This is a genomic window from Bradyrhizobium erythrophlei (assembly GCF_900129425.1).
GTDB classification, from domain to species: Bacteria; Pseudomonadota; Alphaproteobacteria; order Rhizobiales; family Xanthobacteraceae; genus Bradyrhizobium; species Bradyrhizobium erythrophlei_C.
Genome location: NZ_LT670817.1, coordinates 8,115,954 through 8,139,668, shown reverse-complemented (window position 1 = coordinate 8,139,668; position 23,715 = coordinate 8,115,954). Strand labels below are relative to the sequence as shown.

At 60.5% G+C, this 23,715-nt stretch carries 19 protein-coding genes; 7 read left to right on the top strand and 12 right to left on the bottom strand.

Annotated elements, in window-relative coordinates; all coding sequences use genetic code 11:
* Positions 1 to 4: 4 nt before the first annotated feature.
* Positions 5 to 1,048, top strand: coding sequence for an LLM class flavin-dependent oxidoreductase (locus tag B5527_RS38740; protein WP_079606186.1), 1,044 nt, complete (start codon positions 5 to 7; stop codon positions 1,046 to 1,048).
* Positions 1,049 to 1,084: 36 nt separating this feature from the next.
* Here B5527_RS38740 and B5527_RS38735 read toward each other — a convergent pair whose 3' ends face one another.
* The 5 genes from B5527_RS38735 to B5527_RS38715 form a co-directional block, all read right to left on the bottom strand.
* A complete protein-coding gene (locus B5527_RS38735) occupies positions 1,085 to 1,825 on the bottom strand; it encodes an SDR family oxidoreductase (protein WP_079606185.1) in 741 nt (246 codons plus the stop codon).
* A 243-nt stretch (positions 1,826 to 2,068) separates the two neighbouring features.
* Positions 2,069 to 2,254 (bottom strand): hypothetical protein, encoded by a 186-nt coding sequence (locus B5527_RS38730; RefSeq protein ID WP_154072773.1) that lies wholly within the window; start codon positions 2,252 to 2,254, stop codon positions 2,069 to 2,071.
* A gap of 462 nt (positions 2,255 to 2,716) precedes the next feature.
* Positions 2,717 to 3,580, bottom strand: coding sequence for an outer membrane protein (locus B5527_RS38725; RefSeq protein ID WP_079606183.1), 864 nt, complete (start codon positions 3,578 to 3,580; stop codon positions 2,717 to 2,719).
* A gap of 129 nt (positions 3,581 to 3,709) precedes the next feature.
* Positions 3,710 to 9,550, bottom strand: coding sequence for a DUF4347 domain-containing protein (locus B5527_RS38720; protein WP_079606182.1), 5,841 nt, complete (start codon positions 9,548 to 9,550; stop codon positions 3,710 to 3,712).
* Between the two features lie 91 nt (positions 9,551 to 9,641).
* On the bottom strand, positions 9,642 to 9,839 hold the full coding sequence (locus B5527_RS38715) for a hypothetical protein (RefSeq protein WP_079606181.1): 198 nt from the start codon (positions 9,837 to 9,839) through the stop codon (positions 9,642 to 9,644).
* A gap of 128 nt (positions 9,840 to 9,967) precedes the next feature.
* On the opposite strand from B5527_RS38715, the gene B5527_RS38710 reads away from it, so the two are divergent.
* Positions 9,968 to 10,153 carry a hypothetical protein gene (locus tag B5527_RS38710; protein WP_079606180.1) on the top strand — a complete coding sequence of 62 codons (186 nt, stop codon included), beginning with the start codon at positions 9,968 to 9,970 and terminating at the stop codon, positions 10,151 to 10,153.
* Positions 10,154 to 10,320: 167 nt separating this feature from the next.
* Here B5527_RS38710 and B5527_RS38705 read toward each other — a convergent pair whose 3' ends face one another.
* Positions 10,321 to 11,832: a Spy/CpxP family protein refolding chaperone gene (locus B5527_RS38705; protein ID WP_276329300.1), complete on the bottom strand. Its 1,512-nt coding sequence runs from the start codon at positions 11,830 to 11,832 to the stop codon at positions 10,321 to 10,323.
* Between the two features lie 119 nt (positions 11,833 to 11,951).
* On the opposite strand from B5527_RS38705, the gene B5527_RS47260 reads away from it, so the two are divergent.
* Positions 11,952 to 12,284: a hypothetical protein gene (locus B5527_RS47260; protein WP_276329299.1), complete on the top strand. Its 333-nt coding sequence runs from the start codon at positions 11,952 to 11,954 to the stop codon at positions 12,282 to 12,284.
* Positions 12,285 to 12,621: 337 nt separating this feature from the next.
* Here the strand turns inward: B5527_RS47260 and B5527_RS47255 are convergent, their stop codons facing one another.
* The gene (locus B5527_RS47255; RefSeq protein WP_276329298.1) at positions 12,622 to 12,744 is read right to left on the bottom strand and encodes a hypothetical protein; all 123 of its coding nucleotides are present in this window, start codon (positions 12,742 to 12,744) and stop codon (positions 12,622 to 12,624) included.
* A gap of 368 nt (positions 12,745 to 13,112) precedes the next feature.
* Here B5527_RS47255 and serA point away from each other — a divergent pair, with 368 nt between their 5' ends.
* Complete coding sequence (serA, locus tag B5527_RS38695) at positions 13,113 to 14,357, top strand: phosphoglycerate dehydrogenase (RefSeq protein ID WP_079606177.1); 1,245 nt, start codon at positions 13,113 to 13,115, stop codon at positions 14,355 to 14,357.
* Positions 14,358 to 14,426: 69 nt separating this feature from the next.
* Here serA and B5527_RS38690 read toward each other — a convergent pair whose 3' ends face one another.
* The 3 genes from B5527_RS38690 to B5527_RS38680 all read right to left on the bottom strand — a co-directional run bounded on the left by B5527_RS38690 (position 14,427) and on the right by B5527_RS38680 (position 18,002).
* Positions 14,427 to 15,770, bottom strand: coding sequence for an aminotransferase class I/II-fold pyridoxal phosphate-dependent enzyme (locus B5527_RS38690; protein ID WP_197689246.1), 1,344 nt, complete (start codon positions 15,768 to 15,770; stop codon positions 14,427 to 14,429).
* 323 nt (positions 15,771 to 16,093) lie between these two features.
* Positions 16,094 to 16,483 carry a response regulator gene (locus tag B5527_RS38685; protein ID WP_079606176.1) on the bottom strand — a complete coding sequence of 130 codons (390 nt, stop codon included), beginning with the start codon at positions 16,481 to 16,483 and terminating at the stop codon, positions 16,094 to 16,096.
* A complete protein-coding gene (locus B5527_RS38680) occupies positions 16,476 to 18,002 on the bottom strand; it encodes a sensor histidine kinase (RefSeq protein WP_079606174.1) in 1,527 nt (508 codons plus the stop codon). Before B5527_RS38680 ends, B5527_RS38685 begins: the two co-directional genes overlap by 8 nt.
* Before the next feature lie 220 nt (positions 18,003 to 18,222).
* On the opposite strand from B5527_RS38680, the gene B5527_RS38675 reads away from it, so the two are divergent.
* Positions 18,223 to 19,650 carry a sensor histidine kinase gene (locus tag B5527_RS38675; protein WP_079606173.1) on the top strand — a complete coding sequence of 476 codons (1,428 nt, stop codon included), beginning with the start codon at positions 18,223 to 18,225 and terminating at the stop codon, positions 19,648 to 19,650.
* A gap of 20 nt (positions 19,651 to 19,670) precedes the next feature.
* On the opposite strand, the gene B5527_RS46965 is transcribed toward B5527_RS38675, so the two are convergent.
* Positions 19,671 to 19,823, bottom strand: a complete 153-nt coding sequence (locus B5527_RS46965) for a hypothetical protein (protein WP_245332816.1) — start codon at positions 19,821 to 19,823, stop codon at positions 19,671 to 19,673.
* On the opposite strand from B5527_RS46965, the gene B5527_RS38670 reads away from it, so the two are divergent.
* Positions 19,764 to 21,590 carry a putative bifunctional diguanylate cyclase/phosphodiesterase gene (locus B5527_RS38670; protein ID WP_245332792.1) on the top strand — a complete coding sequence of 609 codons (1,827 nt, stop codon included), beginning with the start codon at positions 19,764 to 19,766 and terminating at the stop codon, positions 21,588 to 21,590. The genes B5527_RS46965 and B5527_RS38670 overlap by 60 nt on opposite strands.
* 234 nt (positions 21,591 to 21,824) lie before the next feature.
* Positions 21,825 to 22,568 carry a methyltransferase gene (locus B5527_RS38665; protein WP_172842799.1) on the top strand — a complete coding sequence of 248 codons (744 nt, stop codon included), beginning with the start codon at positions 21,825 to 21,827 and terminating at the stop codon, positions 22,566 to 22,568.
* Positions 22,569 to 22,768: 200 nt separating this feature from the next.
* Here the strand turns inward: B5527_RS38665 and B5527_RS38660 are convergent, their stop codons facing one another.
* A complete protein-coding gene (locus tag B5527_RS38660; RefSeq protein ID WP_154072772.1) occupies positions 22,769 to 23,410 on the bottom strand; it encodes a PilZ domain-containing protein in 642 nt (213 codons plus the stop codon).
* Positions 23,411 to 23,715: the final 305 nt, after the last annotated feature.

Genomic DNA, 23,715 nt, shown 5'->3' with positions numbered 1-23,715 from the left:
GGCGATGACGCCGAAAAACGGAAAGACCCGACCGCTGCCACGCATCAGCCTTCGGCTGCATGGCATGCTGACGGCGCGCCGATGCGTGGAACTGGCGATCGCGGCCGATCGCTCCGGCTTCTCGACCGCATGGTTTGCGGAAAACGCCTTTGCGCGCGGCGTGCTGCCGGCGGCGGCGGCCTGCGCGGTGGCTACCAGCCGGCTCCGCATCGGCGCCGGTGTGTTCAATCCGTTCAGCCGTCATCCCTCCATGATGGCGATGGAGATCGGCGCGCTTGACGAACTCTCCGACGGGCGGGCGATGCTTGGCATCGGCGCCGGCATCGGCTCGTCCGTGCAGAAGATCGGGTCGAGTTCGGACAAGCCCGTGGTCGCGGTGCGGGATACCCTGGCAATTCTGCAGCCGCTGCTGCGCGGCGAGAAAGTCACCTATACCGGAAAGGCGTTTTCGGTGCGGGACGTGAAACTCGGTTATGCGACGCGGGGAGACGTTCCTATTTTCGTGGCGGGCAGGGGTGACCTCACGCTCAAACTGACCGGCGAAAGCGCCGATGGTTTGCTGATTTCCAACATGTGTTCGCTGGAGTTTGGCCGCCGTTCGGCGGCGAAGGTGATGGACAGCCGCAAGGCCGCCGGACGTGACGGCCTGGCGCGCGTCGTTCAGTATATGCCCTGCGCGGTTCACGGCGATCGCGACGAAGCCCAAAGGATCGGCAAGCGCGCCGTCGGCGAGATGATGCCGAACTACTGGGGGCTCAGCCAGCAAATTCCCTCCGCCAAGGAGGCGCTGTTCGCCGGAACCGATATTTCGGAGAGCGAGTTCGAGGCCGCCACGCTCCGGATCAAGGCCGGAGATGACGCGGCTGACGTCCTGAGTGAAAAATTCACCCAGGCCTATTCGCTGACGGGAACGCCGGACGAGTGCATTGCGCGGGCGACCGACTATGCAAACGCCGGCATCGATGAATTGGCGCTTACATTTGACGGTACTGCAGCAACCAGAGATATCGCATTGCTGGGGGATGCGCTGAAGCATCACCTTCAATAGCCCAGACGCCCGTCGAAAACCGTTCGCGGGGATCCTTTAGCGCGTGATCCGGCGTTGATACTCATCCCAAGTCTGCTGCATGGCGCTTTCGAACGGCGCATAATTTCCGAGCAACTCGGCACGTAGCGTTTCCGATCGCTCGTCTGCGAGGATCTCTTCATCTCCGTGTTCAATTCCCGCAAGCACGCGATTGACGATATCGTCCGGGCTGGTCTTCGGATCTGTCAGCGCCGCGACCATTTCGGTGTCGATGTATCCGGCATGGACGCCGGCAACCAGCGTGCCTTGATTTCGCAGCTCGAACCTGACGGCCTTGGTAAGCGACCATTCTGCGGACTTCGACGCGCAGTATGATCCCTGCATCGGCGCGTTGAACCAGCTCACCACCGAGAGCACGTTGACCAATGCGCCGCCGCCGTTTTGCTTGAGGATCGGCGCGAACGCCCTGCACATCTCCAGCGTGCCGAAATAATTCGTCTCCATTTCCGCGCGCGCATTGTCGACGGTTGGAGAGCCCAGCAGCGGTGTGAACTTGGCGACGCCTGCGTTGTTGATCAGAAGATCAACGTCCTGGCACCGAGCCGCAGCCGCAGCCACCTGTTCAGGGTCGGTGATATCCAACTGGACGGCGTTCTCGATGCCAGCGCCAAGGCTTTCAAGCTGGCGCACGCCGGCGTAGACCTTTGCGCAGCCTGCTTCGCGCAGATGCCGCAGGAAAGCCCGACCGAGGCCTCGATTAGCTCCGGTGACCAGAGCTATTGCTCCACGAATTTTCATTGGGTCCTCTCGGCCGGTCGGCATGAGGCGCAATGCGCCCCTTCAAGATTACGACATCTGCGCCGTCTGCAACACCAAAAAGGCGCCGGCGGTCGCGAGCAACACCAACCTGGGCACTCGCTGGCTGGCAATTTGGACCGCTATTCAACCCGGTACGTTTTGCGGACGGTCCTAACTCGTTTGCGAATTGTGTACTTCCACACAGGTGCGATTAAGGGCCCCGGGATATTACCGCCGCTAACATCACTTTGCAGGCGGCTCTGAATTGGAGCGGGATGCTTGCGCAGCCACCAGAGATGGATCGCTGGATTTTCTAAACTGCGCCCATTCTTCGGCCTCGGTCAGCCAGTATATCATTTCTTTTTTCGCCACGGCGGCGCGCTCACGGCACATGACTTCAAGAGCGTAGAACTGGTTTTTCGAATCCATGGAATGCTCCAACATGGAATCGGACTCTATCTGCGTCATGTCGAACGCCAATTAAATATTTTTTTATTCAGGGTGACGAAATAGCGGTCGGCCGTTTTCCGAACATGTCTGATTTTGAAATTTTTGTGCATTGCTTGCTGCCCGGGCGACGCATTGGATTTTGCAGACTCGCGTCCGCACTCCGATGGCTACTCCTCGCGCGCGCACACGCAACACCTTGACCGGCATTCTCACAGCGTCGCGATTGCCGTCGTCAGGCGCCAATCCTGACCAGGCAATTGAGGTGAATCGGGCAGCTCTGTGGAACGACCGAACAAAAGGGAAGTGTAGCAATGCCGCGCGTCGCGAACCATGAGGCCACGAGAACGTGTTTCGGTTAGGCGGAACCTGCTGCAGTTCGCCCAGGGCCAGACCGGCGCTGGCGATGCGGCGACAATCTTCGATCGATATTTGCTTTGGCGCTCAGTATCTGGCGACGACAGGCCCGGCCCAGTCGAAGTGATAGTTCAACCCGACGCGCGCGATCTGCTCGCGGAACGGGGTCGAGGCGCTGAACACGATGGCCGGAAGGGTGAATGCCGGAATGTTCATCGAGCGGCCGCCGAGATCGACGTAGAGATACTCGACCTTAACGCTCCAATTCGGCGCCAGCATCGCCTCGGCGCCGGCTCCCGCGGTCCAGCCCGCACGGATGCCCGACGACGCGCCGTTGGCGCAAAGCGTTGCGTTCGGTATGCAGCCGAAGGCCAGATCGGTGGTTGTGAAGCTGGATTTGGTTTCGCCATAAGCCAGGCCGCCGGTCCCATACAGCAGCCATTGCGGGGTCACGAGAAATCCGACCCGCCCGCGCACCGTGCCGAACCAGTCGATGGATTTGGTCACGCCGGTTGAGGTCATATCGAAAAATGGGGGCGACCGTGTCTGGCTGTCCGACCCCTTGATGCCGGAGGCCTGCAGGTCGGCCTCGAGGCCAACAAGCCATTGTGACGGCAATTGCCAATTGTAGCCGATCTGACCGCCGCCGATCACACCCTTCGCCGATGGGGAAAGCGAAGTCGGATAGGACCCGGCGGCGAGGATCGCTGCCAACGCCGGCGCCAGGGCGGCATCCGTCGAAAGGGCCGATACGCCCGATGAACCGGAATCCCAGCCATATCCGACGTTGCCGCCGATGTAGAACCCGGTCCAACCCGATGCCGGGGCAATGGCCTTGACCGGCGCCTTGTAGGCCGGCGAAAGGTCGGCGGCGACAGCCGCACCAAGGGAAGCCGCCGCGATCCAGGCGACGGTTGCAAGCCCCAGTTTCTTGACGATATTCGCGACCATTTGGCCACCCCGGAAATCAGACCACCCAACGGTCACTGCTTGCGTTGTATCGGACGACTCGGCCCGTGGCTGTGACGATTTCGCCACGTTGCAACAAAATTCGGTCTCAACCTTCAGACGAGCGGGGCCTTACACGAGATGGAAGTCCGATGCGGTCAGGCTGGTGTGCGGGGTGTTGGTGATGGTGATCACATGGTTGGCGTCCAGGGTAAGGACGCTGTCGGCCCCGACCTGCTGGATATCGGCCATGACAGCGGCGAGGCTGCCGAACTGCGACTGTTGCAGTTGAATGACGTCCAGCGCCGGATGGAAATTGTTGATGGTTTCGTGGCCGAAATTATCGGCGAAGACGAAGGTATCCTGGCCGAAACTTGCGGCGTTCAGGATATCGCCCGGGCCGCCAACCAGGATCTGATGGGCGTTGAAGGTGGCGGCGGCGGTGAGGGTGGCGCCGCCGGCGCTGCCGTCGAGCACGGTATTGTTGTATCCGCCGGCGCCTGAACCGCCGGACGGGACCTCGATATAGTTCTGGTTGGCGCCGCTCACGGTAATGGTCAGCGTCGACGTGGAATCCGGACCATGGCCGTTGCTCGCCGTATAGGTGAACGTGTCGGTGCCCTCTCCGGTGACCGCGCTGCTCGCCGTATACGAGTAGCTGCCGTCGGCATGAAGTGTAAGGCTGCCATATTCTCCCGCGACCGGCTGATTGACGTCGGCCGCCAGCCCGTCGACTGCGCTCACGACCACATGGTCGGCGGGGCTGGTGTCGGCGTCGTTGGCGAGCACGCCATGGGCCGCATCGGCCGTGACCGTCTGGCTGGCGACCGCATGATTGGTGTCGGGATTCGCGGTGACAAGGGAGGTCACGACCCCGAGCCCCGTCAACGTCGCGGCGACGCCAGCCTCATTGCCGGCCAGATCCGTGATGGTCGTCCCGTGGGTGACATCGGTAATGGCCAGCGGCGAGGTATTGGCATCGCTGGCTGTGACCGTGTAATCGAACACCAGTTTGCTCGCGTCATGCAGCGCTACGGTCGCAGCGGCATCGTAGGTGGCGGTGCCGCCGTCGTTGAGCGCCAGCCCCGGCGCGCTGCCCGCAATCGTGACGGCTTCGCCGAACGCCAGCGTGATATGCACGAGATCGCCGATGGCCTCGGTACCGCTCGAGGGCGAGGCCGTGGCCACGGCCGTCGGGGCCAGCGTATCGCCGGTAAAAGAGACGATGCTGCTCGCCGTACCATCGTTGCCGGCGATATCGGCGTAGCTTGAGGCATTGACCTGGACCGAGCCCGCCTCGGTGTTGCTCGCGTTCGGCGTAAAGGTCGCGGTATAGACGTCGGCGTTGTGACTGTCCTGGACCAGATTGCTCAGCGTGCCGCCGGTGACCGTGGTGTCGCCGAGCGCGAAGCCCGAGACCGCCTCGGAAAAGGTGAAGGTCATGAGCGCGGTTTGTCCGGCCAGCAGCGCATTGTGATCCGCTGTGACCGACACCGTCGGCTTGGCGGTGTCGAGCGTGAAGCTTAGGCTCGCGGCGGCGCTGACATTGCCGGCGGCGTCGACCTCCTCGATCGACACCGTATGCAGGCCATCGGCCGAGCCGTTGGTGGCGAATACCGGTACCGTCGCCGAATAGCTGCCGCCATCGACCTTGTAGAGCAGCGTGTCGCCTGCCGCGGACAGCGCATAGGTGATGGAGGGATCGCTGGTGAGGTGGTCGGTATTCGACACGCCGGTATCATGCGTGAGCGCCAGCGTCGGCGCTGCCGGCGCTGTCGTATCGAGGGTGAAGCTCAGGCTCGCAGCGGAGCTGACGTTGCCGGCGGCGTCGACCTCCTCGACCGAAACCGTGTGCGAACCATCGGCCGAATGGTCGGTCGCGAACACCGGCACCGTCGCCGAATAACTGCCGCCATCGACCTTGTAGAGCAGCGTGTCGCCCGCCGCGGGCGTCGAATAGATGATCGAGGGATCGCTGGTGAGGTGGTCGGTGTTCGACGCGCCGGTGTCATGCGTCAGGACCAGCGTCGGCGCTGCCGGGGTTGTCGTGTCGAGCGTAAAGCTCAGGCTTGCGACGTTGCTGACATTGCCGGCGGAATCAACCTCCTCGACCGAAACCGTATGCATGCCATCGGCGGAATGGTCGGTCGCGAACACCGGCACCGTCGCCGAATAACCGCCGCCATCGACCTTGTAGAGCAGCGTATCGCCCGGCGCCGGCGTCGAATAGGTGATCGACGGATCGCTTGTTACCCCGTCGGTGTTCGACACACCGGTATCATGCGTCAAGACCAGCGTCGGCGTTGCCGGCGCAGTCGTGTCGAGCGTAAAGCTCAGGCTCGCGGCGGCACTGATATTGCCGGCGGCATCCTCCTCCTCGACCGAGACCGTATGCAAGCCATCGGCCGAACCGTCGGTGGCGAATACAGGGGCCGTCGCCGAGAAACTGCCGCCATCGACCTTGTAGAGCAGCGTATCGCCTGATGCCGGCGCCGAATAGGTGATCGAGGGATCGCTGGTGATGTTGTCGCTGTTCGACACGCCGGTGTCATGGGTCAATGCCAGCGTCGGCGCTGCCGGCGCGGTATGTTCGATCGTGTAGCTCTGATCGCCCGTATGCGCGGCCGTGAGCGTGTTGCCGTAATTGTCGGTAATGGGGTCGCCGCTGTTGTTCAGGTCCAGCCGCAGCGTGCCGTCGCCGGTGACGTTGCCGACCGTAACATTCCAGGTGGTGCCGCTGCCGGAGACCGAAGTGATCGCGCCGCCCACCGTGCCGGTGCCGACCAATGTGAAGTCGCTGGCGTCGACGCCGTTGACCGGGGCCGAAAACGTCACGGTGAAGTGTTCGGTGTCGAGGTTATTGGCGCTGCTGTCCACCGTGTGAATCGACGACACTGTCGGCGGGATCGCATCGACCAGCACGCCCGTGGTGGAGCCGACGCTGTTGAGCGTCAGCACCGCTGCATTGGTGGCGGCGTCCTTGATCGTGCCGCCGTTGAGGTTGATCGAACTGCCGACCGCAATGCCGTTAGAGTCGTCGTTGCCGCTCGCGATGGTGTAGGAGAACGTAAGGTCTGGCGTGCCCGATCCGCCGGTATAGACCGCATGCACGGTGCCGCCGGTATCCAGCGTCACATCGATATAGGGAGCGCCGCCGCCGGTCGTGACCAGCACGTTCTCGCTGAAATGCACGGTAAAAGTCAGCGCCTGACCGACGCTGTGGACACCGTCGGTCGGGACCGAAACCGAAGCGACCGTCGGCGGGATCGCATCCACCAGCACGCCCGACGTCGAACCGACGCTGGCGAGCGTCAGCGTAGCGGCATTGGCCGCGGCATCCTGCACGGTGCCGCCATTGAGAATGATGGCGTTTCCGACGCCGATGCCGTTGGTATCGGCTTCGCCGCCGGTCACCGCGTAGCTGAAAACCAGTGCCGAGGTGCCGCTGCCGCTGACATATGTTGCATCGACGGTGCCACCGGTATCCAGCGTCAGGGCGATTTCGGGCGTACCCGTCACCGTCACCGCCTCGCTCAAATGGACGGTGAAATCGAGGTCCTGTCCGGCGATGTAGGTGGCGTTGGCGGGGACGCCGACCGAGGTCACGCTCGGCGCGGTCGTGTCGACCTGCACGCCGGTGTCGATCGCGGTGAAACCGCTCAGATCGGCATCCTGGCCCGAACCGTCCTTGATCGTCGTACCGGTCGGCAGGGCGACGAACGACGTCGCTTTTAGATCGGTCTGGGTATCGCCGGGCTGCACCGTGTAGCTAAATGTCAGCGTGTTCGTGCCCGAGCCCGACGAATAGGTCGCCACCTCGGAGTCGTTGAGCTGCAGTGTCGGCGCGCCGTTTGCCCCGGTCGTCACGGTCACGGCAGAGCTGAACGCGACGGTGAAGGTAACGGTCTTGCCGGCGTCGATGTGAGATCCGCTCGACGAGGTGTGGCCCTCGCCGGCCACCTGGGGGGCGCCCAGCACATGCACCGTGCTGGTCGAGGTGGCGCTGGAGAGATTGCCGTCGCTGACGCTCCAGCTGACGGTGCGGTCCGCGGAGTTCGAACTCGTGGTGCTGAAAGCGATGGTGTCCAGCGCCGACTGGTACTCCGCCGCGGTGGCGTCGCCGGTCAGACTCAGGACGCCGGCGCTGAAGCTGGCGCTGATGGTGTGACCGTCCCCGAAGGTGAAGTGGCTTGCGCCGTTCTCGAAGCTCAGCGTGTCGCCGCTGGCAAGGTTGCCGGTGATCGACACCGTTGCGCTGGCGATGTCCTGCGCGCTGTCCACGACGGTGGCGGCGCTGTCGAGTGTCACCGCCGGACCGTCCTTGAGGACGGTCGGCGCCGTGCCGCTCAGCGTCAGCGTCGGCGCTAGCTCGAGGCTCATGAAGACCGGATTATATCCGCTCGCTGAATAGACCGTGGCCGGACTACCGGTCCCGTTGAGGTTGCCTTCGACCAGTTTGAAGTTCGTCCCGTCCGTGGTGGCGGTATAAAAAATGCCGTCGGCGACGTCGATGGAAACGTCGAACGGCTGGCTGGTTACCGAACCCGTGTAGATGGGGGCGATATTGGAAAGCGTGACTGAAGCGCCAGTGATGAACGTGGCGCTGAACACCTCGTTGTTGCCGGAAACTTGCGGATCGGACGTCGTCCAGTAGATTTTGTGATTGGCGGGGTCGACGTCAATCCCGCCAACGAGCTGGCTCGTGGTAGGATCGATGGAGAAAAGGTTCGTGGAGATGATCGCGCCGGTCGTCAGGTTTGCGACTTCGACGCTTTCGACGGGATTCGTGTTGAAGCCGCCATTGGTGAAAAACAGCAGATTGTCGGCCGTGTCGATGGCAAACGTAGTGGCGCTGTCGGCCCCGGTGAACGACACCAGCTTGCTGAGCCCGGTGCCGTCCTCATTGATGGTGTAGATGCCGGTCGCAGTCGTAACGCTGGGCCAGCCGGGATCGACCTGGGCGAAATACAGCTTGCTGTTCTGCGGGTCGAAGCGCATGCCGTAAATACCCGCGCCGACCGCGGAGGTATAGATCGGCGTCACCGCGCCGCCGCCGCCGCTGATATTGCCTGCGAGAATCGTCGACGAGGAGCCGCCGAGGGCGGCTTCGTCGACCACGAAATACTTGCCGCTGGCCGTGTCGCTGGCAATGCCATAGAGGCTCAAATGGAAATTGCTGGTGGTCGCTGCACTGGCAAGCGTGGTGGCGGTCGTGGTGCCGGCGCTGCCGTTGACATCGATGCTGATCACCTCCGTATTGCTGGTGGTGAGGAATATCCGGCCGGGCTGGGTGCCAAGCACGCCATTGTAGTCCGCAAGCGCGGAAGCGGTGAATGGTGCTGGTGCGGGCGCGGCCGGTGCGGTCGACGCATCGAGCGTCCAGCTTCCCCCGAGATCGGTGCTGCCGACGAGATGCGTCGCCGCGGCGACGTCGGCGCCACCGGCATAGGCGGAGAGGTCCGCGATGAATTGATGACCGGTCGCGCCGGCCGCGGTGTCGCAGGCATAGAGTGCAAGATCGCCGCCGGGCGCCAGCGACGCCCCGATTACGGACAGGGCCGCGGCGTCATGTCCAAGGTTCGCATCGTCGATCACGGCCGAGCCGAGATCGATTTCACCCGAGGCGCCGTGGCCGACGATCGAAATCGCCGACAGCCCGCTTAGATCGTTCGCCTTGAGGATCGAGGCGATCTGGTCGAGACCATCCTGCGTCGGATCAAGGACGAAGATCTGCTCGCCGGGTAAAGCACCGTTGATGAGGTCGGCGATATCGGGCGTACGGGAATCAATGAAGACGACTTGCGACGGCCCCGCCGCGCCCGGCGAGATGACGGGCGTCCCACTGTTCAAGCTGAACGGGCTCGCATCGAGCGACGCGGCGTTGGCGGCGTCGAACGCCCACGTCCCGTCATCCAGCCCGCCCTGGTGGTAGAGTTGGTTCCCCGCCTGCAGCCGATTGTGGCGTTCAGTCATGGATCAAGTCCCCGTTTTCGTCATCAAACCGTCGCGCGAGTCGCCGCCAGCGGCCCACCATCCCGGCGATCCCTGAAGGCCGCGGTATCAATCATCGGGTTGGTCCGGCTCTGGATGAAAGGCCGAGGGCGCCGCCCATCATCTGGACGTCGAAGCCGTCGATCGCATCGCTGAAGCCGAAACGATTTGCCGAAGTCACGCCGGCGGTGAGGGGCGCCGGGCTGCACGTCAGGCTGACATTGGGGCTGGGGTTTCCAGGCATCGGCGCGATGACGAAAATCAGCGCCACTCAACCAAAAAGGCATTCGCGCCTGCCAATTGTTCTCAAATGTTTAATTTGCGGCAACAGATAGTGTAATCGACCGTAGAAGTCACTCGAAAGTTGCATCTTGATGGATACTACTAAAGCTCCAAGCCATGGAACTGAATGAAGAGCTGGAGCCGACTAAATCTGCGGTTGTGACTCTGCCGGTTCGCTCGAAAAAAGCTGACAGCGTTCGCAACCTCACGTCCGCCAGGCTTTCCCGCTCAAGAGACATATTACTAAAAATGCTCAACCTGATCGGCGGTTTGCAGCAGGTGTCGGCTCAACCCAAGGCCTGAGGATTTCACCCGCTCGCCTGACCTGCATTTACCCGCTTTAGGTCATCATACGATCGCCAACGACGACACGGGAGAACGGATCGACAGGCGGAATTGAGTAGACTGCTCTCGAACAGAAATAAAGCGCGCAGCCCAAACCTCTATTTGCACGTCGGGTGCAGTCGAGATCAGGGGCCCGCGAACCGGCCCAGGGTATTGAAGCGCGCCTTCTGCTCGCTGCTCAGCGCGGCATAGAACTCATCCATTGTCGGCTGCACCAGTTTGGCTGCCTGCAACATCGCCTCAAGCCGCTTCTGCATCGCCTCCAGCCGTCCGACCGGCGTGAGCGGCACGTCGTCCGGGCAGGCAGCTTGCAGCTCTTGAACCGCCTTCTCCGTCGCCCCGCTTAGGCGGTCGAGCGCTTCCTTTTGTGTGCCCGCCGGGCGTGTCACGGCTTCAATCCGCTCGATCGGCAGTTGGATCAGGCTGGACTTCGGCTCGCCGCAGGTATCGGACTGCGCGTTCGCTTCCTGCCGCGGCTGCGAACGCTCGCCGACATTGGGGCCGAGCGCATTGAAACGTGCCTGTTGCTCGTCGCTGAGAGAGTTATAGAACTTCTCCAGTGCGGGCCGAACGATCCGCACTGCCTCAAGCGTGGCGCTGATGCGGTTGGTCATCGCCCGCAAGCGGCCGGGCGGAGTCATCGCATACGACCCGCCGCAAGACTCCTTGAACGCATCGGCAGCCTTTGCAGCCGCGCTCTTCAACTCGTCGAGCAATGGGCGCTGCTCGGACGTCGGCTGTACCGCCTGCTCGATTGAAGCGATCGGCCAGGCGGTGATGCCCTTTTCCGGATCTCCGCATAGTTGGCTGAGAGATTGTTGGCTCACGTCTGAGCGTTCGCGCGATCGAGAGCCTGTGGATGCGCCGCCGCTCTGCGGATATTCAGTCGGGGCCTGTCTGGCGTAGGCGGAATACGGACTTTCCGTGCCCCAGAACACGGCATCGACAAAGTCATCGTAAGCGTAAGCCCAATAGCCGGGGTCGTACGCGTAGGGCCAGAACGTGTATTCGAAAATGTCGGAATAGGCATAGGGCCAGAACACGTGGCCGCCCCACGGCACAAACGCCGCGCGCAGGCCGCGCCGCCAGGCGTGCCGGGGAGCCCAACCGTGCTGCCGAGCCGCGCGTGCCATCTCGGCCTGTGGGTCGTCGGCACTCGCGAAGCGACGTGCAAACCGCCCGCGCGCGGCAGCTTGCACTGCGGCAGCAACGGCGGGGCGCGCAGCCGAAGGCTGTATTCCCAACCGCTCCTGGCGCGCCAGAACACGTTGTTGCAGGCTTTCCTCCTGCCGGAGCACGCGCTGTTGTGTCTGTAGCAAGCGCTGCTGTGCGCGTTGCTCGCGCAGGCCTTGCGGCCGTTGCGACTGCAGCTGCTGCACCCGCTGCTGCAACCGATCGATGCGGTCCTGGCGCTGCACGCTCTGGCGCGAAAGCATGTCGCGCTGCCGTTCCTGCGCGGTTTGCTGGAGTTGCTGCACGCGCTGCTCACGCTGGAGCTGCCGCTGTTCTGTCTGCAGCAACCTTTGTTGCGCGCGTTGCGCCCGCGGGCCTTCCGGCTGTTGCGACTTCAGCTGCTGAACGCGCTGCTGCAAGCGATCGATGCGCTCCTGGCTCTGCGCGCTCTGGCGCGAAGGCATGTCGTGCGGGCGCTCCTGCGTGGTTTGCTGCCGCTGCTGGATGCGCTGCTCGCGCTGGGCGGCCCGCTCCTGTTGCGGTGGGCGAGCGCTCGGAGAGGGCGGTGCGCTCGGGCGCGACGGTGCGGCGATTCTCGGCGTGGCCGGGCGCGGCGGTGCAGCAATTTGCGGCATCGGACGCGGCGCCATGGCCGGACGCTGTGGCGGCGGAGCCGGACGGAATGCCGGGGCGGCGGGCCGCGCCATTGCTGGAGGCGGCGCAGGGCGAGCCATGGCGGGTGGTGCGGGACGGGCCATGGCGGGCGGCGGGGTTGGTCGAGGCGGCGGCGCCGGTCGGGCTGCTGGTGCAGGCGGCGCTGCCCTTCTGGAATCCTGGGCGTACGCGCCGACACTCGCCGCGATCACGGAGACGCCAAGTAGAAATGCTGCAAAGCGACCGCCAGGCGGAAGCATGATTGCGCTCCCTGTAGCTCGTTGGTCTCCCGCCAATTTTAATGCGCCAGCGCAGAAATTGTTTTGATTTCGTCATTGCGGCTTTGCGACGCAGGAGGATGGGCGAGCATAACGCCGCAGTCTCTTCGGGTTGTGCACGTCGCCAAGTTGCGTTTACGGTCCTGGAAAGCGATCGTCCTTCATTCGAGCGTCATGTCATGCTGACGCAGGCTTCATAATATCCAAGGCTCCGCGATAGATCATCTCGACTGCGACGTAGAGAATAACGGCCAGCCGACGTAAGAAATCCATCGATGATTTTGTGGAAGGCGACGTCTCGCCAGATTTTGTCGGACGCGTTTATCGCCGCCGACCTTGCACCAGCATGATAACGCCAGTGCCCACCAGGACAAAAGCGATGACGGTGGCAAGCGCTTCCACCGAGGCCAGGGTCTCGTACCAGTTGTTCCAAAGCTCAAGCATGCGCCGGCCTCTATCGAAAGCGCGCGCCCCAGCACTGAAAAATCCCAGTGTGTCGAAAGGACCTGCCTCTGCGGGCAAAAATGCAATGCTACGTTTCGTCGCGCGCGTTTTGATCGCGCGGCAACGTGACTTGTGCCGAACGGCGTGGGGGGCCGGGCTACCATGTGTCATGAACAGTGTAGATTGACCACTTCCGTCCATGGCGGCAAGAGACTAACATTCGCCAAGCGCGGCGAACTTGACGTAAGGACGGAGCCGCGATGCCAATCATCCGGGCTCACGGGAAACGGGCGCTAAGGAAAGGCTTATGCACCTGCCGAAAATAACCCCCAGCGCGCGAACTCTCACGACAGCGTGGACAATTGCCGATGCCAGCCAATCCTTCTCCAGCCGATCAGACGGTCAGCGCCCTTCTTCTTGAGGGCGTGAGTGACAGTGCCGTCGAACTATTCCTGAATTCGAAATATCTGAGCGTCGAACGCCTGCCAAAAGCCCTCGAGGCAAACGCGCTGCGTCAGGCCATCAAGGGAATCGACTTGCTGGGCATTCGTTCTCGAACCCGGCTGACCGGCGATATTTTTTCTGATGCCGACCGATTGATCACGGTGGGATGTTTCAGCGTCGGTACGAACCAGGTCGATCTGGATGCTGCCCGCCAGCGCGGCATTCCGGTTTTTAACGCTCCGTTCTCGAACACCCGCAGCGTGGCGGAACTGGTGATCGGCGAGATTGTGATGCTGCTTCGGCGCATCTTTCCACGCTCTGCCGCAGCCCACCAGGGAGGATGGGTCAAATCCGCGACCGACAGCCACGAGGTGCGAGGTCGTACACTCGGAATTGTCGGCTACGGCAATATCGGATCGCAGCTTTCGATGCTTGCGGAAGCGATGGGCATGAAGGTCATTTTCTTCGACCACACCGACAGACTTCGCCACGGCAATACCGAGCCCGTCGAGAGCCTGCAGATTCTCCTGGCCCAGAGCGACATCGTCAGCCTACACGTTCCGGAGACACCGGCCACTTCCGGCATGATCGGAGAAGCCGAACTCCGCCTGATGAGACCGGGTTCATTCCTCATAAATAACAGCCGCGGCACTGTTGTCGATCTCGATGCGCTGGCAAAGTCGCTTCGCGACGGCCATCTGGCGGGCGCCGCGCTCGATGTTTTCCCGGTCGAACCGTCTTCGAACGCGGATCGCTTTCAAAGTCCCCTGCAGGGCCTGCAGAACGTGATCCTGACCCCTCACATTGGCGGTTCGACCGAAGAGGCGCAGGATCGAATCGGAACGGAAGTGGCTCGAAAGATGCTCGACTATCTCAGCAGCGGTTCGACGATGGGAGCCGTAAATTTCCCGCAAGTCCAGTTGCAGGCACGTCCGCGCGGCGCGCGATTCAGTCATGTGCATCGCAACGTGCCTGGCATGCTCAGGCGACTAAGCGAGGTATTCCTGCAGCGCGACATCAATATCTTCGCGCAGCATCTGGAGACCGACAGGGAGGTAGGTTATGTCGTGCTCGACGTGGATCTGGCCGGCCACGACAGCCACGAAATTCTCGACGACATTCGCGCGCTTGACGGCACCATCAGGACGAGGCTCGTGTACGAGCACTAGCCGAATCTAACGAGTTCTAAGTAGTGGACCCGCCCAAAACATTTTTGCTTTGGGCGGATTTTTTTGCGCTCAGGCGGCGACCGACGCGGCCACGGAGGCCGGCTGATTGATGTCCTCGAATTGCAATTCGGCTTGACGCCGAGCGGTTTTAAGCATCCGGACGGCGTCGGCGATATTCTGCTCCGAGTGGTTGGCCATCACCTGCATCCGGATCCGCGCAGCGCCTTTGGGAACCGCCGGGAATTCGACGAGATTGGCGATCAGTCCAAGTTCCGGCAGGCGCTGGCTCACGAGACGGGCAACGCCTTCCGTTCCCATCTTGACGCAAACGATCGCAGACGGATCGCCGTAATAGTCGAGGCCGGCTTCACGCAGCTGATGACGAAGACTAAGAACGTTCGACATCAACGCCGAACGCTGGGCGCGTCCTTCCGGCGAATCGACGATCTCGAACGCCTTCAGAATGGTTGCCGCCTGGACCGGCGACAGCGCGTTCGAGAAGGTCGCGGGCGCGCTGTAGAAGCGCAGATACTCCTTCACGGCGCGGCTCTTGCACGCGACGAAGCCGCCGTTGGACGCGAAGGTCTTGGAAAAGCTGCCCATGACGATATCGACCTTGCCGAGCATGTTCTGGATGCCGATGTGCCCGCGGCCTTCGTCACCGAGGCAGCCCAGATCGTGCGCAACGTCGACAACCAGGGTCGCGTTGAACTCGTGACAGAGCGCCTGAAGGGCCGCCAGATCCGGCGTATCCGAGTCCATGGAGAACAGGCCCTCGGTCACGACCAGAATGCCGTTCTCTTTGTCCTTCGACCTGATTTTGGTCAGGATGTCCCGGCAATATTCGTTATCGAGGTGGCGGAACAGATGAATGTTGTTGGTGGCGGCGTTCGCACCCTCCTGCAGACAGGAATGCGACAGCATGTCCATCACCACGTGGTCGGCCGACCGGACCAGGCCCTTGATCACACCGAAACCCGCGGCCCAACCTGTCGGATACAGCACCACTTCCTCCATTTTCAGGAAGTCGGCGATCTTGCGTTCAAGCGCGACAGAGTAGGACGTATTGCCGACCAGGGCCGGCGAACCGGCGCTGTGCACGCCGAAGCGTTCGATGGTTTCCTTGGCGGTCGATTTGATTCCGGAATGTGACGACAGGCTCAGATAGTCCTGCGAGGCAAAATTGACGCCGCGCATCTTGTTGCCGCTATCGTCCTGTGCCCAGCAGACCGTGCTGGGTCCCTCTTCGGTGGCGCGAGAAAACGGCCAGAGGCCGTTTTCACGACGCAGATTTTGCCACTTGAAGAACCCTTCGGTGCGTCTGAGGAGGTCCGCCCCGCCGGGTACGCGGAAATCTCTCATGCTGCCGGTCAAGGCGGCAGGCGGAATATAGGCGTTGGCAATGTCTGACATCGTTATCCCCTGTTCGACGCTTTTTTTTGAAATCGTTTTTGTCGTCCGAGGAGAGATTGGAGGACGGGAATGAATTTTTGGTAGGTTTTTACTCGATTTTACGGGCCTTTTGATCGGGTGGTTAAGTGGTGCTTATACGACAATGTTCCGCACGGGCGGATTCGGCGCTTCTTAACGCGGGCTTTACCATGCGAAATTGCTTCTATGTTGGCGGTGAGGTTGGACGGCGGCAACGACAGGGTTGCATCACTCGCAGGATCCGATCAGCGGCATTACCGCCCAAAGTCCCGAACGGATCGCCGGCGCAGGCATTGCACTCAAAGTCAGGCCACGGCATTTTCATGCTTGGCGGCCGGTAGCCACGCGCGAATTTTGCCGAGCAGACGCTGTATATCCACCGGCTTTGTATCGAAGTCGCAACACCCGACCGTCACGCTCTTCGCGCGGTCACTGGCCAGGGCGTGTGCCGTCAACGCGATGATCGGGATTGCGGTCGTGGCGGGATTGGCCTTGATCAGCTGGGTCGCTTCCCAGCCATCCATTTCGCCAAGCGCAACGTCCATCAGGATCAGATCTGGCATCTCGCTCAGCGCCATAGCTACGCCGGCGGCACCGTCGCACGCACAGCACACGGAAAAGCCGTTACGCTCGAGGCGACGCGTGAGCATTTCCCGATTGATCTCATTGTCTTCGACGAGCAGGATCTTATGCATGGTCGGTCACCGTCACTGGCTCGAGAGCTGCTTCCGGATCCTGAAAAGCCGGGGCCAGCGTCGCCGCGGCATAACCATCCGCTCCAGCGCAAGGCCGATCGCTCGACTCAATGGTTGAATTGATTTTTTCTTCATAGATCAGTGGGATCCGAACCGTGAAGCGACTGCCTCGCCCAACTTCGCTTTCCACGAAAATATCGCCGCCCATCAGCCTGCAAAGCTTCTGACTGAGCGCCAATCCAAGTCCGGTGCCGCCATATTTGCTGGTGCTGGAGTCGTCGACGACGGTGAATTTTTCGAAAAGGTCCGAGATCTGGTCCGGCGCGATTCCGATGCCTGTATCGATAACGTGAACCAGAAGTTCATCCGTGGGGTCGCCCGGCAGGCGTTCCGCCACGAGTTCGACCTTGCCGTTTTGCGTGAACTTCACGGCGTTGTCGATCAATTGGCCGACCATACTCCGGAATTTTGAAGCATCGCACAATGGACTTCCGAGATTCGGGTCGATTTTACAAAGAATCGAATTTCCGTTTTTCACGGCCGCCGGCTCGACTTCAACGGCGATCTCATTGAGCAAGTCCGCCAGAACGATTTCCTGCAGGTCGAGCTCCATTCTGCCCGCCTCGATTTTCGAGAGGTCCAGGATTTCGTTGACCAGCTTGAGCAAATGCTGTCCGGCGCCGTGAATTTTACCAAGATCTGCGATGGCTTCGACATCGCCTTCATCTTCTGCGTCCTCAAGAAGAATTTGGCTATATCCAATGACCGCGTTCAACGGCGTGCGCAACTCGTGGCTCATCTTTGCCAGGAACTCCGCCTTTGCAGCGCCCGCCCGCTCGGCTTCGATGGTCGCCAGCCGAAGCGCCGAAGCAGTCGCCATGTGCTGACGCATCTCGCCTTCGAGCTCGCCCTGCGAGGTCTGAACTTTCGCGTAGTAGAGCGCCATCATCGCCACATAAAGCGCCGCCGCTACGGTGGAGATAAGGCCGAGGCCCTGCATCGCATCGCTCGGAAGATCGTCTGGGGACGGGTGGTAGCCGTAAAAGTAGAACCCGCAGAAGGTCGCCAGATTCACCACAAACATGCCAATGACGATCATGCGGAGCGACGCTGACGAACCCAGGTAAAAGAACGCCAGCAAAGGGATCGTGAGCACCCAGGCCAAAGTCGGGGAGGTCACGCCGCCGTAAAAATAGCAGCTCCAGAGAATGCAGAAGATCAAATTCTGGACCGAGACCAGCGCCAGTGGGTTGTAAGGCACGCGGGCCTTCAACAGGAAGGGAAACACCCAGAAAGACATGATCGAAATGGCCAGTATGGCGACTTCATATCCCGGGTTCGGATCAATAAAGTAAATCGTCCCCGGCACTACGCTCCCGATGAACGGTCCAAGGATGTGACTGATTAAGAAGACGTGTGCCCGCTTGCACGCTTCCCGATCGGCCGCGATGTCGGGAGGAATGAAGTAATTCACCAGGCGGTCGAGCGCCGTAACCAACTGTGCCAGTTTTTGTTTCATGGAACCGTGCCGCCTTCTGCGAGGGCCTTGATAAATCCAGCAACCGAGCGCGTGGAAATATTGAGTGCGTAGAAATAGTGAAGCGGCGCCATTCCGGCACCGGTTATCCGTTAGCAGTTTCCCTTTAAAGTCGTGTTAATCGCTGCACACGTCCGTAAACGGATAATTAAAAGCACTGCCGTAGGCTCTGCCTGAGAGGGCTGCTGAGGATTGCGGGCAAATGTGGATTTTAAATTTTTCGCTCCGGATAATCGACTGGTTCATCCCCGACGCGGCAAAGTCGGAGCGTTCGGAGTTAAACCTCGCAAGAAATTTCGTATTTACGCATCTCGCCGGGCCGCTGCTGTCGCAGTCCATCAGCGTGTTCCTCTATTTATCCGATCCTGATCCGGGGATCGCCTGCTGGACGGTGATAGTCTGCATATGGCTGTTCTGGACATTGCCTTTCGTCTACAAATGGACCGGCAATCTGCAGCGGACGGCGGTCGTCACTGTTGAGCTCCTGGCCTTCACCTCGCTGTTTGGCGCTTATTTTTATGGCGGAGTGAGTTCGCCGTTCCTGCCGTGGCTGATTGTCAGCCTCCTGCTTGGCTTCTTCTATCTTTCCAAGTCTCCGTCCCTCGTCGTCGCATTGTTCGTCTTCAACATCCTCGGGTTTTGCGCCGCCCATTCGCTGTGGGGATTCCCGGAACTTGTTTCAAAGGAGGATCTTGCAACCGTCGGCTGGATCTCGATCCTGTCGGCGACAATCTACATGTCCTGGATGGCCATCTACTACGCCAACATGATGTCGATGAGTTCCGAGATTGAGCGCGAAACCGAAAGTCATCGCGAAACGGCGCTCCGTCTTCGCGAAGCCAAGGACATGGCGGACGTCGCCAATCGCACCAAGTCAATCTTCCTCGCCAAAATGAGTCACGAACTGCGTACCCCTCTCAATGCGGTCATTGGATTTAGCGAAATTCTGCTTGAAAACGCCGAGTTCGAGGGAAAGGGCGAGACCAGGAAGGCCGATCTCCGGCGCATAAATTCCGCGGGGCAGCATCTGTTGTCCCTCGTTACCGACGTGCTCGATCTCTCCAAGATCGAGTCGAATTCCATCGAACTGAAAATCGAACAATTCGATCTCCCCGAGACAATACGCGGGATCGTTGCCAACGTTGAGCCGATGGTGTCAAAAAATGGCAACAAGCTCGTCGTGAGATGTGCCGACGATCTCGGAACTGTTTCGACCGATGCGACCAAGTTGCGCCAGGCGACTCTGAATTTGCTGAGCAACGCCGCGAAGTTTACCGAAGGCGGAACGATCACGCTATCGGCGTATCGCCGAAGAAGCCCGGCGGGGGACTGGATCGAGATCCAGGTCCAGGATACCGGGATCGGCATTACCAGATCGGACCTTTCAAACCTGTTCCAGAATTTTGGCCAGGCCAATCGCACGACTTCCACAAAATATGGCGGAACGGGACTTGGGCTGGCGTTGAGCCAAAGGATATGTGGACTGATGGGGGGCGGCATCACCGCCACGAGCGAGATTGGTCGAGGTTCGTGCTTTACGATCCGGGTGCTCGCCTGGATGAATGAGGAGACCCTCACTGAAGAGAGAAGCATCCCGCTAGCTGCTCCCGAATTCGCAACTGCGGTCTGAAGGATAAACCGATGTCCTCGTTAAATCTCCAATCCGAACGCGTCACCATCTTGCGGCCCGAAGATCACGGATCCGGTGCTGTCGAGAATAATACGGCGGCGCCTCCTCGCCTTCTGATCGTCGATGATATCTCCGACAATCGGATCATCCTGCTGCGGCGCTTTCAGCGTCACGGCTTTGAAGTTGTCGAGGCGGATAGCGGGCTGAAGGCCCTCGAGCTGATCGATCGTCAGGAATTCGACCTGGTCCTTCTCGACGTGATGATGCCCGGGATCGACGGAATAGAAACCCTCAAGCGGATTCGCAGTCGGAAGTCGGCTTCGGTGCTTCCTGTGATCATGGTGACGGCAAAGTCCGAAAGCGAAAACATCGTCGAGTCGCTTGGACTCGGAGCGAACGACTACGTCACCAAGCCCGTTGACTTTGCCGTCGCGCTGGCGCGTGCCAACACCCAGATCGGGCGCAGGCGGGCAGAACTGCAAGTGGTGGCAGCCAACGAGGCGCTATCCAGGGCGAATGACGGTCTCGAAAAGAATGTTGCCGACCGCACCGCGCTTCTGTTGGGACTCTACCAGAAGCTGAGAGCGGAAATGGCCGTTCGCGAGGAATCGGATGCGCGATCCCTCCATCTTGCCTATCACGACTCCCTCACCGGTCTCGGCAACCGCCTTCTGTTCAAGGAGCAGCTTGAAGACGTCCTCAAGGATGTTCTGGGAGCATCGAAGCCTGTCGCGGTTCTGTTTGTGGACCTGGATGGCTTCAAGGGAGTCAACGACACCCTGGGCCATTCGATCGGTGACCTGCTTTTAAAGTCAATTGCAAATCGGATTCGTGACATTTTGCCCGTAAATGGCCGCATAGCGCGGCTCGGCGGCGATGAATTCGCAATTCTTCAAATCTCCGCAGAACAGCCTTCAGCCGCGATCGCGCTCGCGAAGAACCTTATCGAGGTTGTCGGCCAACCGTGCACCATCGAGGGATACGATGTCACGGTCAGCGCCAGTGTCGGGGTTGCCGTTGCAGACGCTGGAAGCATGAACGCGGAGGGCTTTCTGAAGAGCGCCGATATCGCGATGTACGGCGCCAAAGCCGCGGGCCCCGGCAACTATCGCATGTTCGACTCTGAAATGGATGCGGCCGTTCAGGCGCGAAGCGCTCTCGAACGAGAGATGCGGAACGGGATTGTCCAAAACGAATTCCGACTCTATTACCAACCGCTTGTCAATTTGCAGACGCAGAAAGTGACGGCTTTCGAAGCGTTGATGCGTTGGCAGCACCCCGCGCGTGGCGTGGTATCGCCGACCGAATTCATTTCGTTGGCGGAAGAGACCGGCTTGATCGTGCGGCTCGGCGAGTGGGCGCTCCGAGAAGCATGCTCCGATGCGATGGGCTGGCCGGAAGATATTTCCGTTTCGGTCAACTTGTCGGCAGTGCAGTTCGCGAAGGGCGATCTGGTATCGACCGTAATGAATGCACTCGCGTCGTCGGGTTTGCCGGCATCTCGCCTCGAGCTGGAAATCACCGAATCGATCTTGCTTGAAGGATCCGATCACAACGTCAGGATACTCGAACAATTGCACGAGCTTGGCGTCCGGATTTCGCTGGACGATTTCGGCACCGGCTATTCCAGCATCGGCTACCTGCGCAGCTTCAGCTTCGACAAGCTAAAAATCGACCAGTCGTTCGTCAAGGATCTGCTCGCGGACGAAAAGAGCCTGGCGATCGTGCGCGCCATTGTGGGACTTGGTTCGAGTTTTGGAATAACGACTACCGCTGAGGGGGTCGAAACAGAAGACCAAAGGAGCTGCCTCAATCAGGAGGGCTGCACTGAAGTCCAGGGATATTTGTATAGCGAGCCATTGCCGCCCAGCGAGATCGCCCCGCTGCTTGGAAGACTCGGTGCCCAGCGATTGGCTCAAACGGAGTCGACAAGATCGTAAGGACTGGGTAGCTCGCGGGCGGAGTTCGAGATAGCGAACTCATCTTGCCGGCCGCATTGAGAGAATGACAAAAAGAAAACCAGGCCAACTTGAAGCGTCCGCCAACAGCGCGATCGGGCTTTCAGTCGCCTGTTGACAATTTGCGAATGAGCATCCCGGGACGGGAAGCCGCTTTCTTAACTTTCGTGCGGTATATGCACATCAGAGGAACATATCGACAAGTTGGAGGATATGATGAACCCTTGGGCGCTTTTTAAACGCGGATTCATGACCTACTGGTATTGGCATGTTCGGCAACTGAATGTGTTGTGGCCCTCCATCACGTTGGAGGAGAAAACCCTCGTCATTTTCCCCGGCGTCTACAAGCCGCTCGAAAACGAGCAGTCTTGCGTGGAATATTGCCACGAGGGCGACCGGGTGCTCGATCTCGGCTGCGGAAGCGGCGTGTGCGCGGTGTTTGCTGCCGGCGTGGCGCGGGAAGTTCTGGCGGTGGACATCAGTCCGGCTGCCATTGCCAATACCAAGGAAAATTGTCGGCTTTTTGGACGGGAAAACGTCACTGTCCTGCCGAGCGACATGTTCGCCAATGTCAGCGGCAGGTTCAATCTTATCCTCGCAAATCCACCCTATATCGAGGCGGATTTCGAAGATAACGAGGCACAGTTCGCCACCTCGACGAGATATCTTCCGGTTCTCTTCGCGCAAGCGCGCGATTACCTTGAGAAGGACGGCCGCCTGCTCGTCCAATATCCAGGTTGGTTCGGCGGACTGGTCAAGAAGCTTGCCGCCGCTCACGGGCTCGAGGTCGTCAAGGTCCAGCGCATGCCGCGCAAGTCTCTTTACCTGTCCCTGCTGAGCTTCGCCTATCTGCAGGTCGGGTTCCGCTCGACGCTGTTTCTGATCAAGCCGCGCCCGCTTCCGAAGGCCGTTGAGACGGCGCCGGCTACCGAACAGGCCATGCCGGTTATGGCAGCCTAGCGAGCACTTGCGATCGACGGCGGCAGTCCTCGCCGCCTTCGACAGATCCCGGGCGCCTGGTCAGCCTGTGGGCCGGGCCGCTGGCTTTCTGGATTTGCCCGTGACGAGGGGTAGGCAGGAGCCAGTCGTGATCTGCAGCCCGTCGTTATGACGGATGAGCCGGCTGGTTTGCCGCCGCTTCCAAAAAACTCCGAAAAAAATCAGATCGAGGGTTTTATCAGCAGGTCCTCAAGGACTCCGACGTTGACCGCACTGACGAACCTTATTGCAAAACCGTTCGGCAGGTGACGCACCACTCTTCCCACGACTTTGCCAAGCGCGAGCGGCGTTCCGGCTTCGAGCCTTACGTTGGCTGATACCGCGGCGCCCGAAGCCGACATGTCGACGACAAAGCACCGCAGTGTGCTTCCATCGCCGAAGATGAGTGTAGAGTGCGGATTGGTGGGCGTGAAGCGGTCGTGTAGTCTCTTGTTGACGGCCTTGCGCGCTCTAATTTTCTCGAACCAGTCTATTTTTACTTTGAGCCTGGCACGCTCGGCTTGGGTTGCAGAGATGCTCATGACAAAACCGGTACGGGTTCGCTTCACAACCGAGCCTTTTATGTCGCCCAGCGCTTTTACCTGGACAAACACCGCATCCCCGATCTCGCCCGTTACCGGAACCGAAAGCGTCATTTCCATGTCAGTGAGATGTTCGACGCGACAGGCGAAGAACAATCGTGAACCGGTCCGAAGATCATGCCGGTCGGCAATATTGTATTTGGCTGTGATGACGCGGCTTTCCTCGCCCGGCGCAGTTTTGCCGCTGGTCGAAGCTGGTGCCGCTCTTAAACCTAGCCGCATTGAGGAGCGCTCACAGCCCGGTGTAAAGCCACATCTAAACACCAAAGTTTTCACAATCCACTAATCTTTCGAAACCAACTATTTTGCGAGTCTACGCTTGCGGGCGACACCGCGACGCCCGAATGCAATCACACGATTGGGGCACCAATTGCGGGGTAGCTCACATCGTGCCAGGCAACGAAAAAGCCCACGGGCGCCTTGCGCACGCGGACTTTCTCCCGCGCGGGAGGATGGGTTGTTCGGGACGCGAACAGCAAGTCGGCTGACAGGGCTTGTCGGCGGTCGCACTTCGCTGGGTCGTACAC